Origin of the sequence: Paenibacillus sp. FSL H3-0333, from assembly GCF_038002805.1 — a bacterium.
GTDB lineage: Bacteria > Bacillota > Bacilli > Paenibacillales > Paenibacillaceae > Paenibacillus_AQ > Paenibacillus_AQ silagei.
The window spans coordinates 3,888,884-3,903,727 of record NZ_JBBODG010000001.1; the positions used below are offsets into that span (position 1 = coordinate 3,888,884).

Annotated in this window: 15 protein-coding genes; all 15 read right to left on the reverse strand. The window is 35.9% G+C overall.

Annotated features, from left to right (window positions below; all coding sequences use genetic code 11):
• Window positions 1–8: 8 nt before the first annotated feature.
• The 15 genes from MHH78_RS17125 to MHH78_RS17195 all read right to left on the reverse strand — a co-directional run bounded on the left by MHH78_RS17125 (window position 9) and on the right by MHH78_RS17195 (window position 14,809).
• On the reverse strand, window positions 9–521 hold the full coding sequence (locus MHH78_RS17125) for a hypothetical protein (RefSeq protein WP_341168118.1): 513 nt from the start codon (window positions 519–521) through the stop codon (window positions 9–11).
• Between the two features lie 12 nt (window positions 522–533).
• Window positions 534–1,739, reverse strand: coding sequence for an Ig-like domain-containing protein (locus tag MHH78_RS17130; RefSeq protein WP_341168119.1), 1,206 nt, complete (start codon window positions 1,737–1,739; stop codon window positions 534–536).
• Between the two features lie 11 nt (window positions 1,740–1,750).
• Complete coding sequence (locus MHH78_RS17135) at window positions 1,751–2,143, reverse strand: hypothetical protein (protein WP_341168120.1); 393 nt, start codon at window positions 2,141–2,143, stop codon at window positions 1,751–1,753.
• An 11-nt stretch (window positions 2,144–2,154) separates the two neighbouring features.
• Entirely contained in the window at window positions 2,155–2,631 is a 477-nt protein-coding gene (locus MHH78_RS17140; protein WP_341168121.1) for a hypothetical protein, read from the reverse strand.
• Between the two features lie 72 nt (window positions 2,632–2,703).
• Window positions 2,704–3,825: a hypothetical protein gene (locus tag MHH78_RS17145; protein WP_341168122.1), complete on the reverse strand. Its 1,122-nt coding sequence runs from the start codon at window positions 3,823–3,825 to the stop codon at window positions 2,704–2,706.
• A 27-nt stretch (window positions 3,826–3,852) separates the two neighbouring features.
• Complete coding sequence (locus MHH78_RS17150; protein WP_341168123.1) at window positions 3,853–4,335, reverse strand: hypothetical protein; 483 nt, start codon at window positions 4,333–4,335, stop codon at window positions 3,853–3,855.
• A 27-nt stretch (window positions 4,336–4,362) separates the two neighbouring features.
• On the reverse strand, window positions 4,363–5,562 hold the full coding sequence (locus MHH78_RS17155; RefSeq protein ID WP_341168124.1) for a coiled-coil domain-containing protein: 1,200 nt from the start codon (window positions 5,560–5,562) through the stop codon (window positions 4,363–4,365).
• 27 nt (window positions 5,563–5,589) lie between these two features.
• On the reverse strand, window positions 5,590–7,116 hold the full coding sequence (locus tag MHH78_RS17160; RefSeq protein WP_341168125.1) for a hypothetical protein: 1,527 nt from the start codon (window positions 7,114–7,116) through the stop codon (window positions 5,590–5,592).
• A 14-nt stretch (window positions 7,117–7,130) separates the two neighbouring features.
• On the reverse strand, window positions 7,131–8,900 hold the full coding sequence (locus tag MHH78_RS17165) for a terminase large subunit domain-containing protein (RefSeq protein WP_341168126.1): 1,770 nt from the start codon (window positions 8,898–8,900) through the stop codon (window positions 7,131–7,133).
• Window positions 8,897–9,724, reverse strand: coding sequence for a hypothetical protein (locus MHH78_RS17170; protein WP_341168127.1), 828 nt, complete (start codon window positions 9,722–9,724; stop codon window positions 8,897–8,899). The genes MHH78_RS17165 and MHH78_RS17170 overlap by 4 nt, the downstream gene beginning before the upstream one ends.
• A 228-nt stretch (window positions 9,725–9,952) precedes the next feature.
• Window positions 9,953–11,137 (reverse strand): hypothetical protein, encoded by a 1,185-nt coding sequence (locus MHH78_RS17175; protein ID WP_341168128.1) that lies wholly within the window; start codon window positions 11,135–11,137, stop codon window positions 9,953–9,955.
• Between the two features lie 4 nt (window positions 11,138–11,141).
• Window positions 11,142–11,324: a YonK family protein gene (locus MHH78_RS17180; RefSeq protein WP_341168129.1), complete on the reverse strand. Its 183-nt coding sequence runs from the start codon at window positions 11,322–11,324 to the stop codon at window positions 11,142–11,144.
• Between the two features lie 196 nt (window positions 11,325–11,520).
• Window positions 11,521–11,841, reverse strand: a complete 321-nt coding sequence (locus MHH78_RS17185) for an HU family DNA-binding protein (protein ID WP_341168130.1) — start codon at window positions 11,839–11,841, stop codon at window positions 11,521–11,523.
• A 121-nt stretch (window positions 11,842–11,962) separates the two neighbouring features.
• Complete coding sequence (locus tag MHH78_RS17190) at window positions 11,963–14,545, reverse strand: hypothetical protein (protein ID WP_341168131.1); 2,583 nt, start codon at window positions 14,543–14,545, stop codon at window positions 11,963–11,965.
• A 30-nt stretch (window positions 14,546–14,575) separates the two neighbouring features.
• Window positions 14,576–14,809, reverse strand: a complete 234-nt coding sequence (locus MHH78_RS17195) for a hypothetical protein (protein WP_341168132.1) — start codon at window positions 14,807–14,809, stop codon at window positions 14,576–14,578.
• Window positions 14,810–14,844 lie beyond the last annotated feature (35 nt).

The window sequence follows — 14,844 nt, forward strand, 5'->3', positions numbered from 1 at the left end:
GAATCACCTCAACTTACAACGAAATCAGGGATAACCTCGCATTTTAAATATCCACCTGTATCAATTTGTCGAGTGTCGTTAAAAGTGGAAATAACAGTTGTACAACTGGCAAGTGGCATTGGAGTAGTACGATGAATTTCTTCTCCCAAGGAATTGCGGAAGATAGCAATATACATTCCACCATACGGTGTAAGATGACCCAATTCATATGTAATGCTGATGCATTTCAGCGCCTCAAGAGCGCTGCTCTTGTCTGAATGTTTAGTTTTATTGAATGCAATTTTTAGTTTGTTGTCTGTGGCAATAGAGTAGACATAAGCAAAATGTGGATCAATAGCAACATCCAAGTCTGCGTCAATGATCTCCAAGGTAGGAGTAGCACCAATTACAACATCCCCATCCAGACCACTTGAATGCTGCTTAGAGTAGGGGAGAGGGCCATAAATAAGCCAGTTGTTTTCCGAACCTTGAACAAATGATTCTACCTTAAGTTCGCCAAAACGAACAATAGCTTGACTCATTTTTCACGCTCCTTAATATAATGGTTTAATTCTTATTCTGATTTTGGATTCGGATAATCCATTATCATTTTTAACATGTAAATAAACGTACCCGATGGAGCTACCTGCTACGATACTGCAGGTGTTCATTTCTTCGTCTTGAAAAGATACACTTGCCAATTTAGTAGGAGAGACACCATCATCAGAAGTTAATGAAAATCTACTTTTATCAGGATACTCGACACCATTTCTATAGAACTTAGCAGTATATGATTGAGTTCTGCCCACCTTGATTTCATTAGGACCAATGATTTCGCAGGTGTAACTGAAGGCGGTTGAATCGGTAATACTAACTTTTATCTGTGCAGATACATTCTTGTATGTAGCTGTAATGATTACTGTTCCAGGCGTAAGAGGTGAGATTGTGCCTTCGAATGAGACCGTAGCAATTCTTTCATCGCTTGAAGTGTAAGACAGAGAAGGAGAGGGGAGAGGGATACTGTTATTTGTAACGATAACATTTAAACGAAGAAGTTGATCATCGGAAATTGTTACGAATGATCCGTTATTGATTGTGACGCTGTAATTAGCTACATTGCCATAATAATCTGCAATTCCTAATTCTAGATTATCTGTTGCAGTATTGATTAAGTCTTCTTGAACAGTCACAATAGCAATGCCCTTTAAAGAAATATTATCTAATGCAGTGATTTTCCATGCTCGACCATCAAAAATGAATCTTCTATCTTTTCGGAAATTGGTAGTATCCTCATCAAAACTTACTAAGAGTGTTCTTCGCTCACTTCCCAGAACAACTATGCTGCCGTTATCTGTTCCAAAATTTGTAGCGGGATCTGATTTGAATGTAAAGTATCTGCTATTGATTTCGCCATCATCGTCAATCCATTTCAATTGCCCAGAACAGAGTTTTATCTCACTTTTCAAATAGAATTTATTGTAGTGTGGTAACTCTGCAACTAAATAATTATTGGACTCGTAAGTTACAATATCACCGGATTTGAATTGATTCATCTTGCCTAATATTTGTAAAGTATTTTCTTTTGAAGTATTTTGAACAATCATTTTTGTTTGAGAGTTGTTTAGTAGGAGGGTGCGTGACTCGGGAGAGAAGTTCAATAATTCATCAAAGCCACTTGCCGCAGAGTTTTCAAAATCATCTAATTCATAGCCGCTAACCCTATCATTGGAAGAGTTCATTAAATACCAAGATTCAGACATCTAGAATTCACCTACTCATCATAGTAAGAGTTGGTTTTCATTTTGTTAAATCTGTTAGCAATCTCTTTATCAAGGTCTGTCAACCTCAACTGCATTGTTCTTTTAGCATCGCCCATACCAGTTAAACCAATGTCTTTGCCCACAATATTTGTGAGTTTTAGAACCCTATCAAGTTCTCTGCTTAAATAGTACCTATACATTAAAGCACCTAACTGATTAATAGTACTTCGGTTAAGCATTGTGGCAAATTGGCCCGAAGTTGAATCAAACTCAAGATCGCTTAGTTCTAACTCATAATCAGAGAGTGCGTTTTCTAAGAATTGTTTAATTAAATTCTCATCCAGATATACCTTTGATTGTGGCCTTGAATAAAAATTATTCAATATGGCCTCATTCGTAGTCATTTATCAACCACCTACTTGGTGTCTTCAAATCTGTATCCAGTATACTCTTCAAGAAATTTAACCTTAGCGAGATCGTTAAAATTAATTTCTTTTGCGTATTCCATTGCAGCAAACTTTTCAGCTTGTGTATCAACGCTAGACTGAATTGTTGTTTCAAATTCTTTTTTGCCCTTAATTTTAAATATGTCCATAAGAGCAGGTTTATCAAGAACCTTTTGCACATTGCTATCATCGTCAAAGCCGATTAGTACCCGTGTTACTTTATCGTCAACGTAAAGTCGCGCATGTGATCCATTTCCATCTTTACCAGTGAACAATTTGTTACCGTTATATATTTGAGATTGAATTTCTTCACGAGATAGCCGTACAATTCCCTTAGATGCAACCTTCACATCTCCAAGGCTATTAATTCTCGAAAAATATACATCCCACCCACAAAGGTTTTTTACAGAGACCTTTTCTTCAAGATTGATACTTTCTTCTGTCAATTATTTCACTCCCCGTTAATGTGTGTGTGAGTATAGGACGATCAACCACCCTATACTCACATAAAATTTTAGTTAGCCTACCTGTTCAACTTCAAAGTTGGTATCGGAAATCAACCCGATCTCATATTCTCGACCTCTCGCAAGATCCGCACCAATTTCCATATCAAATCTTGTAATTTCTGTACCAGTGATAACATCATTACCGGACATAGAGGTGAGTCCGCCTCGTTTAAAGATCTGGAGGGGTGCAATTGTTGCTTGAGGAATCACAAACAGTAGTCCTTCTGGTAGATAAGTGTCAAAGTTATCTCCAGCAGCGTTCATTTTTGTGAGATTGTATTGATTAGGTGTCTCAACGATTGGACTGCCGTTATAAGTAGAGAGGAGACCAGTCTGACGAATCTCATTCATAATAGCTTCCGACAAGAAAGTATTTTTGGCATCTGTTGGATCTGCTTTGAATCCCGAGAAAGAATTCAATTGAGAAACTACAGAATAATCACCAGTCAAAGAGGGACGACCAAAACGACGAACTTTCTTAACAATATCATCAACAGAAGCTTTGATAATGCCCGAATTCTCAGCAAAGTATTTCACTCCATGCGCATTTTTGATTCCATTGTAGAGTGTGTAGATTACATATAGCATTGCCTTATTCATCATATTCACTTGAACTTGCTGCATTCCTTCGGATACTTTATCAAGATTACCACTCGCAATTTCTCTATAGTTTACAGCGTAGCCACTGGAAATTGTTTTAGTGACAATTGGGTACTCATCCCACACAGTTGTGCCAAAACCAACATCACCCTGGGAGCCCTGAAAGTTGCTGCGAATCGATTCGTGTTTATAAGTCTTTACCATTGCTTGTTCATCGTAGCCGATTTCCTTAAATGTTCCCATGAAGTTAAAGAGTTGAATCTGTGTTTGAAGATGTGGTTCGAGCGCATATCTTACAATGCTATTGAATTCTGCTTTGGCCGCAAAATCACCATTATGTGCCTTTGCACACAGCTCTTTAATGCGGTCCATTGTTGTATCAACTCTTTTGCCATACTTAGTTACATCTTTTCCGGTTGCTAAAGCAGAGAAGATTTCAACAATGGGAGAGCTATGACCCAACTTGCTATTAATAGCATAGTCAGAATCTTTCCGAGCATTATTAAGATTTAGTTCAAAAATATTCTTAGACATTTATATAATTCTCCTTAGTATGTATATTTACTTTACTACTACTTTTCCATAGAATCCTTTGTCACCAAAGGTGGTTTTCTCAAGAACTTTAATACTAATCGCATAGTCTGTGGCCGTAGATACTTTCCATTTTCCTTTTGCTGTTGGGTCGGTTGTATCATCACATGGAACAAGAACACTTCCTACGGTAACCGTTGTATAATCGTCCTTTACTAGATCATAGGAAAGCTCAACCGGAAGATCCACCAAATCAGTAAGTTTAAATGCTCGAACGTACTCGCCAATCTCAATTACAAAATTACTTAAAATGCGAATTTCTGGTTTATCGATAATATTCCAAACTACATAGGAATCTTTGCTTTTTGCAACAGTTGGTGTTGCAGCGGTGGGGGCGAAACCAGTCGAGTCATCGGGAAAAACAACAGCACCATTTTTGAGTTGAATTACTGCCTTTGTACGAGGGTTGTTGCGCACTTGTTTGAATGCGCCGATTGTACCGAACTTAAACATTATTTATTCCTCCAATATGTATTTTTCTTAATAAAGATCTTCATATGAAATTGATGTTTTATCACTATTGATTTCCAGAATATCTCCGTAAACATCGGCTGCGGAGTTTGTTTCACTCTTAGCTTCTTTGTTTTTTCGATTTTCTAAGATTGTTTTAGCGATGAAGGAATTGACTTCTGAAACAATCTCATTGATTTTTTCTTTTGTTGGTTCAGCACTAAAAGTCTCTACTTTTGATTTAACAGTTTCTTTTTCTTTATCAGTAAAATCTTTAAGTGCTTCATTTAGCTCTGCAATCAACGCCTTATCCTCGGTAATTTTCTTGAATTGTCTCAATTCATTAACTTCAGATGTGAGGGTAGAGATCACACTTTCTTTATCTTGAAGAGCTGTTTTGACTGTATTCAATTCGTTTGTTACTGACTCCAAATTTTCGGAAGACTTTTTTTGAGCATCATTAATAGCAGAATTCAATTCCGTGATCTTCTCATCTTTCTTAGCGATGTCTACCTCAAAATCTTTAATTTTATTATTCAGTGTGTTGATTTCATTAATCTTAGTCTCAACTTTTCCATTCAGCTCTACAATAAGAGCATTCTCAGTCTTATCCATTTTTTCCTCCTTATTAAATTTACTATTTAGTTCCAGTAGTACCGCATTATCGTCAGAAGGCTCAATTCCCAGAATGGCCGAACCAGAGTAATCATAAATCATGGGAACTCTTCCTTTTTCCTTCCAACCGCCATCATAAATGATGACTTCGTTATTACTGTCTTTCTTGACACATATTTCAACTGACGTTTCAGGTAATTTTCCATCAAACATTTCAGTTTTGAGCCAGTCAACAAAAGCAGAATAACGCTGCTCAAAAATGTATCCCTCTGCAACTAAAGCCCTAATGGATTTTCCATTAACTTCAACAGTTTCAATAGATGCATCAGTGGCAACACCAACAACAACGCTATCTTCAAAGATAGGTTCATTGCCCTTTACTTCAGATAAATATCCGTGACCCCACGGCTCAGACTTGTTGTAATCAATGAATTGCACAACGATAGGCATATTCTTGGCTGTTTCTATGTTGTTTAGCACATATTGCTCTGACCAACTGATACCATTTTTATTCCACTGAGTAACATCATTTTGAATTTCATGAACAACCCAACGAATATAGCGCCTACCAGAAGCATTCTGCTTTTGTGATAATTCTAGAATAGAGCTTATCAAATTTCTATTTCACCTCCTTCATCAAGATTACTTAGGTTGGGCATTAGAGTTATTCGTTTTTGATTTTATTGTATTTTCATTTGTGGGGTTATCATTGCTTGGTCTCCCTGGTTCTTGATCCGTGGCTGTAAACGAGGTGAGATGAGGTTTGTATTTCTCTTCAAATCTTTCTTCTAGTTCGTAGTCCATGAGTGCAAGGTAGGCATCGGATTTAAACCCTGTAGCACTAATCCAAGCGATTAATGAGCCTCTTCCAAGAGTGTAAAGCTCCTTCATATTATCAATAGTTTCTTTTCTATTGATGTAAGTAATGGGGAGGTAATATACTTCTACAAAATCTTTTCTGTCTTGAATAATATTTTCATTAATGACTTTGTTTAACTCATTTTGGAGTTGTTCTACCCAGGAAAAAATCTCAGCCGCAACTAGATCAAGATTCATTTTCTGACTTGTGAAATTTGAGTCTTCTCCATTAAGCGCTGATCCTGCGAATCCCAAATCGGTTGCGATTTTCTTAACAAGAATATTCTCAGCGTTTGTCTTTAATAGATCAATATTTGCTGTAACTTTCTCAAGTTTGGTTCCAGAAGCAACGCTGAAAAATGATACCTTCTTACGATTTCCTCTAGCAAATAGGGCACTTTTAACATTGTCGTGTTGATCCTTTTGTTGCGTACTAGTTAAAGACGAAGTTCCCTTGGTTACGCCTTCGGGGAAAGTCTGATAGATTATCAGATTGTTATTGTCGTCAAGCACTCCACGCTTTGAATCAGTAAAGTAATCATCATATAACATGTCAATGAATGCGGCCAAGCCAAGCGGTCTGCCGTATTGTTCTTCAGTGTTAGCCCTAACTTTGATCGATACTGTTCTTTTATTATCCAGAATGGCCCATCGCTTATTTAAGTCTTTTCTATATTCGCTATATTTTGAACGAATTTCTTTAGGATATCTCTTTAATTTAAGGGAACGTCCATTTCCTAAATATTGATCGAAATATGAAAGGTCAAATGCAACAACATATGATGAATTTATTGTGCCAATGATTTTACAATAGTCAGTTGGCAAAGGGATTAGTGCACAATTAAAATCAAAATCATTAATTTCGCTAATTTGAGAAATATCATAATCAGATAGTGTGGTCGGGAAGGAGGATGATTTTTCACTATTAAAATAGTAAAAGGCTAAACCATCAATTGCCGCTTTTCTAATAGCATCGCGGACAGTCTCCTTGTCCCTTATTTTCTTTAAAGTCTGCTTGTATTTGTTACAATTACTTTTGACTTTTTGATGATCTGTTCTATCGGAACTATATACAATGCTGTCCAGAGTCGGAAGGGCAGACATATAATCAATGACGTTTGTGTAAACGCCATTACCGTTGTACATTCTTCTAGACAAATTTCTAATTTCTTGATGATATAGCATGGGTTGCTCCAACCAACGCTTAATCCTTTGATTAGATATTTCAGTGCTTTCATTTGTAAATAACTCAAATGACCTTAGATTTGAATTCCACTCATATGAGGGAGCATCTTCATTAGTTTCAATCAAAAATAACCCACCTCCTAATTATAGAAAAATTGAAATTCATACTCGTCTTGCTTTTTGAGTTTAGCTTCTAACGTTTTGGCAAAGTAATTGCAGTATGCTAGACTAGAATATCTGTCTTTTCTGCTGCGACCAACCTCGAAAAGTTTTACATATCCACTTCTAATCTCATACTCTAGATTTACCATTTCATTTACGAGAATTGTTGTTTGAATATAAGGCTTCATTAGATGAACCTGTTCTTCAACCGATTTCGAATGATAGGAAGATTTTTCAATTAGATATTCTCTCCCTTGGACATCTCCAACCAATAGTTTTAAGGATCGTTTTTCAAAAGCAGTCTTTAAATTCATCGCAATTTCATGATTTAATTCTGCCTTTGTAACCTTAATAGAAAAGATTATCGGAAGAGCGTTACTATCCAATGCTCTATTTTTCATCTCGTCATTGTTCATCGCGGTCCATGTAGGGTATTCAACATCTCTTTCTTCGTCGTATAATATTCTGCTGCAGTCATCAAACAATGAAATACCATTACCCGAAGTATCCATGGCGACATAATCAGCTTCAAAATCATAGAATATTTGTTTAAGTCGTATTGCTTGCTTTTCTGAGTGAGCACCAAGCATACTCTCTAAAAAAGGAACTTGTTTCGTATAAAATTCTCCATTAGGAAGAAGTCTCATGCAGGTAAAGATGGTGTTATCGTTGTCTTCGCCGCCCATCATTGCTACGTCAACACCTATAATCCTTATTTCACCATCTTGTTTTTGGTACTTCCTTTTTTTGTCTTTACTTTTGGCGAATTCTATAGTCGTAAGAGGGTAGAATGGTTTTACCATTGTTCGGCACTTCTGAATATCATTTAGTTTATAGAAGGCTTTTTCAGATTCACCAAAGAATAAACAACCCATTTCCATTCCAAATGATGTGGGATCGAAATCATCTTCAGACATTTCATCCAATACTTGTTCCTTCATAAGCAAACTTTCTTTTATCGCTAATTGATATGGTAGTCCGCAAATGAAATAGTTTTTACCATTGGTCATTGACTTCACAAATGCCTTCAGCTTTATCCAGGACCAATGAAATTGATACCACGCGGAGGAAAGGTATATTTCTTTGTTTCTCTCCTGGAGATGAGAATACTCTGGATTATTAAGGTATTTAGGTTGTCTGGGCGCAGTTAGGAATTTTCGCAATACTTTGTTAATGATATCGAGGTCAACCATTCGGAACTCATCAACTATAATACAATTTGCCCGTTTGCTTCTGGCACCTTCATTAGAGGCAACGACCTTGATCCAGCTACCATTGTGAAATTCGACTTTGGGGTCGTTTGACGAAGTTGATAAATCACTTATTTCTCTGGCGAGATTAGGAGAATTTGTTCTCAGATCTGAAATCTTCTCTATAACTTCTCTTGCTTGTTTCATATTTCCCGAAGCAACAACTATCTTAGTCTCAGGCCATAATATACAGCGAATTACACAGTAAATTGATGTTAAGAAGGTCTTTCCTTGCCCTCTTGATGCAAGATACATGAAGTAGTTAGAGAAATTCATCATAAATATGAGGATTACCTGAAATAATTTTAAAGAAATGCCCAAGTATTCTTTTGCAAATCTATGCGGATTTGAACGATAATAACTAGCCCATATTCCTATCCCAGTCATTAATTTCTCGCTCTTATCAGATCCCTTATTGAAATTTCTGCCCTTATTAAAAACATCATTTCCTTTATGAGATTTATTGCGAGAAACTTGGAAATTTTTGTAGCCACTCATATAGAACCGTCTTCTTTTTCTAAGTCATAGTCAGGAGTCTCGACAGTGTATTTGTTTACTTCATCTTCATACATTTTAGCGAGATCATTATTTACGCCAAGCATTTTACAAAGGTGACCAAGGAACCATACTTGTATGTATTTCTTAATTCCATCAACATCTTTCCACGACTCATCTGGCTCAGGAATTGGTCTTTCATTCTCATACTTTTTTATTAGTGTTCCAAAAGTGGACTGTTCGGCAGAATTTGCCCCAGTTTCTTGTACTGGTTTAATGTTAGATGAGCCAAGCAAATCTTGAAGAGTCTTCATTTCCTTGTCGGTTGACTTATTATTCTCTCTCAGCTTTTTAATTTCTAAGCGTTTATGAGAAATTTCCTGAAATAACATCTCCATAGCATAGGAGTCACATTCATATGAGTTAATCCAGGTATGATATTCATTCTCCAGAAACAAATAGTCTTCAGTTTCGAACCCCTTTTTACCCCACTTCATCTGTAATTGTGAGAGTTCCTCAACTGAAAAGCTAAACTCCTCATCTAAAGAGTTGAGGTATTCATATTTTAGGATGTCGTTTGTTTTGAAAATACTATCAGAAAATTTCTTTCCTTTATGTTGTGAAAGGGATGAAATCTGAGGAATATACTTAGACCAATCTTCTCCGCTGCTATCCCATGTCTCCTGAAGAAATGGTTTATCCATTGTTGCTAGTACTTGTATTGCTCTTTCTAAATAACCTTCGGAATCCTTTTTACCAATCTGAATTTGTAAACAGTCTTTGCAGACTTCGAATTTTTCAGAACTAAATAGATCATTTGTGTTCATATAGAATAATCCTGGTAACTTAGGCTTCTTACATTTTAGACACTTAATTTTGTCAATAGATTCATTTTGAACCTGCTGCTTTTTAACAACCAATAACTCACCTTCTTTATTGAAGAACGCTTTTGATAAAACTCCCATTTCATATATTGAATAAGAACCATGGGGTAGGAGGGAGTGGGGCCTGTTTAAAGATCCTTAAGGCAGGATCTCCCCATGGGTTGAATCAGTTTAAACTCTAATCTTATATGTACATTCAATCTTAGAACCGTCTAATACTATGTATTTTTGCATAGGTGAGGCAAAATACCTCTTGGAGATGGCATAATCGTCTACGCCCATCAAACTGCCATTCACTATAGTTTCGGTTTTACCGAATTCTTTTTCATAATTATGATGAATATGTCCAGAGTAGATATAAGAGGGGACATATCCCAATAGCTGAGGGAGGTTCTTCGCGGAAGTAGATACGGGGTCTAGATCTCCATGACAAAACACATGTTTTTCACCATCAATATCTTCAACATAGATGCCGTCTTCATCTTTTACAATCTCAATATTAGCAAAGTCCTTAAGTCTTGCTTCAAGGAACCATGGAACAAGATACTCAAGATTCTCTCTGAAAATTGACTCATGTTTATTAGCGATAAGGCGACTATGATTACCAATGATATTGATAAATTTAATCTTAGAATGAGACTTCGACAATTCAGCCAGTGCTTCGGCAATGCTCTCTGCTGCAATCTGAATCTGCTTAATGACATCTTCGCCAGACTGAACGCGCGCCGACACGTGAATTGCTCCATGCAACAAATCGCCCAGGTTGGCCACAATTAGTTCTGTGATGTTATTTTTTTGGCTGTATTCAATTGTTTTAGAAAGGAGAGTGGATAGACGATCTCGGAACACATCGACATTATAAGTATTAAGGCTGTTTTTGAATTCACTACCGATATGCCAATCAGACCACAAGGAGATCGCGCGCTTTACAGTGTCATTATTGGTTACGAGGGGGGAGGCGAAGAGGGGTTTCAATAATTGCAATTCTAAAATAGATTCATTGATCTGATCCTTCAAGTTATCGAACCGAGCTTCTTTGTAAATGAGTTGATTATACTCTCTCTTTTGATCTCGGAGTCGAACGGTCTCTTTCTGAAGCTCAACCGTTGCATCTCGTACTTCTTGGACTACTTCATTGTTGCCATACTTAGCTAGAACAATTGGCTTAAACTCAATGTAACTATTGTAACGTTTTCTCCAGCGAGATTCGGAATACTCTTCATCGCACTCATTGTTCAAAAGTTTAGCTGCTTGAGTCCAGGTAAGTCCATACGCCTCTAAATTATCGCCAAGACGAATCAAAAAATCGTCTATTGTGGTATCAGACAATTCTCGTTTAATTATGATAGGAGTCATTTATCTACTCCTTTGGCTGCACTGGCAGATCTTCCTTAATAGAGATTGTCACATTTTTCCCATCATATGATTTCAATTCTTCAAGAAGATCATAAATAAAAATGCCACTTTTATCTTCCTCAGTTACTTCCATAACTTCCGTATTGAGCAAACCTTTAAATTGAATCGAGTTATTGCGTTTTGCCATATGTATTTAATCTCCCTTTAAAATTATTTTACTGTTGGTCGATAGCGGGGCGGCGTATCCTCCATTTCTGATAACTCAGAACGCACCCAACGTGCGATCTGAGCGTGTAGAGAACCTTTTCTACCTTATCGACTACCCAATTGAGATATTACATCTCTTGAATATGTATGTATGATAAAACTATTGTTTCATGTAATTATTTAATTGCCTTTTTCAATGCAGATGCTGGTTTGAAAGCAGGGGCTTTCGATGCTTCAATTTGAATCGTTGCCTGTACTTTTGCCACTTCTGGATCGATACCTTGCTCTTTAAGTTCTTTTAAGAGTTTAGGATTAACGCCTAAACGAGCTGCACGATTTCGTACATCGAAATTACCAAATCCATAAATACTAACCTTATCTCCTGTGGATAATGCGGCAGTAATTGTTTCAAATACAGCATCTACTGCTTCAGTGGCTACTTTTTTCTCTAGACCTGTCTTCTTAATTACTTCAATCGTCAATTCTTGTTTATTCATTTTATTAATCTCCCTATAGTTTTAGTTTAAGTTGATAGAGGTTTTATACCCCTATCATATGTATACCTTCGCACCTCTTAAGAAAGCCTTTATTTATAAGGGTTTTATGAGTATTTTTATTTTAAAGTGTGGCATTTTTGCTCAAAAACGCCCTAAAAAATGCTTCTTTTTGAGTAGAATGAAGGGTATTTAATAGTCTTGAAGCAATATTTTCTTTCTTATTTTTTGTTAATTTGCTTATCATTGAATACATAGTGTCTTCTCCAATGGTCAATTTTCGTATGAAAAAACTATAATACTTAATAATGTCGTCAATCTTTCGTTCTCTTTCGTTGTCGGTCATTTGTTTTGTGTATGTATTGTTAATCTTCGTGTTCATATTTTCAATATAATTATATATTGTTTGTTCTTGTTTTCTATTGCTCTTACTCATTTCTTTTTTACTGAGCAAGTTTTCGAAAGGAGTATCGCTCCTACTAATTCCTTTAGGAAGGTTTTGCATTTCGTAGAATAGGAAATCCATCGGACATTTATAACTAGTTGTTGATATGTTTTCTGACTGACTTACATATTTCCAAAAAAGTGGCTTCTCTTTTTTGAGTTCAATATATCTAGAAATATTTTCAATCTCTTTATTAATATTAATATCAAACATCTTTTTGGCTAAATCAATACATATTCCAGACAATACTGTAACGACATCAATTTTTTTCATCAGGTTGTTTAATCGCTCAGTACTAAGGTTGTGATGGTACATGTCCCAATATCTAGACATACATAGTTGTCCAGTGTTAACTGTCCGACCTATATACTTTTGGCTGTTTGATAGTTCATTATCAATTACAGCCATGTCTTCGTTGCATACTTTATATTGCTTCTTACTACTGGCAACATTGTTTATACACACGTTATATTTTCCGAAAGAGCCTCTAGCGATGGATAGTAACTGCTCATTGTCGCTCAGAAGAACTGTATCACTATCATAGTCACATCCTGAAAGAATATCCTGAATAGGGAATTTGATTGCATTAACACATACAATATTATCACTGAGATTGAAGTACTTATCAATTTCAGGAGACGGAATGTTATTTGCAAGCAGTACGTTGCTGGGACTTGTGTGGGGATTTCTAAAGCCAGTCAGTTCTTTCTTTTCAAACAGTTTTGTATAAACTTCATTGGCCTGCAATGCTATTGGCTTAAGATCATTGGTGTTCAATAACCCAATAGAATGGTATAGGAACTCCAAGGGGTTGCCCAGCATCACACAATAATCGCCGGATAAACGAACCTTTCCATTTTTTATGTGGGTGACATAACTGCTAATAATGTTCTTTCTAAAGTTTCGAAAAATCTTGGTGTTTACTATATCGTGATTGATATTATATAGATCTGTGAACATTTCATTGGCATTCATGTCGTTCGCACTATCACTTATGTATTCAATAAAAAAATCATCATTATTTTTAAGTTTATCAATATATGCTCTCTCAAAGACTGTTAATTTTCTAATGTCCTTTTGAGTAAGGGGGAGTGAGTTTAACATTTGATAACTTATTTGTTGCAATACGTTGCCACTCTCATCGTAGCCACGCTTTGATCTTTTCTCACTTTTACACACTCCAAATATGCAACTATCAAAAGAGATTATCTTTTTCCAATGATCCCACATTTTCTTTTCCGTCCCTAAAATTGAACTGAATTTTAAGGCTTTGAGACTGCTTGGAGTGATTATTAAGTGAATATCTTTTGCTAAGATAAAATCATTCTTAAACATACTAGGTATTTTCCAATCGTTGAAAGATACGTCCTCGGGACAATGATCTTTCAGGAAATCCTGGATTTTACAATTAAAAGCTGCACTCTTAAACATATGATTTCTCAGGAGGATCATTGATTTCCCATCGTGAAAATATCTCTGATCGAGTAGGGATTCGCCATCGAAAAGACTGTTTTTTATATTTGATTCTTCTTCAAAACTATCAAGAAAACCGTCATCGCCAGTCCTGACTACGCTTGTTTTCTGACGAAAAATGCTTTCAACATCACTAACGATCAGAATATTGTTAGGATTTATTTCGATTATGCTCTCAATAGAAGATCCAACTAAACTTTCATAAGCAAGAAGTGAGGGGTAGTCTATTTTATATTCTTCTGGTCGTCCTCTAAATTCAAGTTTCATTCTAGACCATTTAATCATCGGTTCATAGAGTTTTTCCTTTATGAAGAGTACTTGACCAATTCTTGATTTTGCACTAGATCGCTTATAGGGGAGGTACTTAATATTATTGAATATAAATCCTTCAGAGTATAGCTTCATACGTAAATCACTGTATGAGACTCCTGACCATTTTTCGTCATCAATTTCAGATTCAATTACGTCAATGAAGTCTTCAAGTTTTTGCTTGTATTCGTTCTTTGTTTCGTCTAGTTTAGATATTTTATCTTTAAGTCTCTTAATGATTTGAGGGCCAGAATCAACTCTTTGCTTAAATTTAATATTGATAATGTCATTTGATAGAAATTTATCGCTTGTTTTCTTTTTAAAGGTCTTTATTCCTAGAGCAACAAGCTTGTTAAGTTCTAAGCTGGTGGGAATCATCCCTATGTATTTTAAATCTAATTCTCTTCCTCTAAACATATGATTATATATGTCACTCGCTTCAACAGAAGGAATATATACAGGCTTGTGCTGCTCAATCAATAAATGTTACCTCCAGTTAGTTTGTGTTTTTTACGCTTTTTGATTTTCAAATTCTTGCTTCTTTAGTTTTGAATAATAGTTATCATATGTATAACTATCTTTCTCATTCCAAAATTCAACATCATCATATGAATTCAGATATTCCATACAGTCATTCAGCCCCTCAAACATATAAGATGAAACATATCTTTCATCAATATATTCGGCTTCTCCATCATAATACTGCTCCTGCAGTGTCTTTTCTACAAACTTTCTTTTTACCATCAACCAATTCTCCTCTTATGTATGTTTTAATTTTT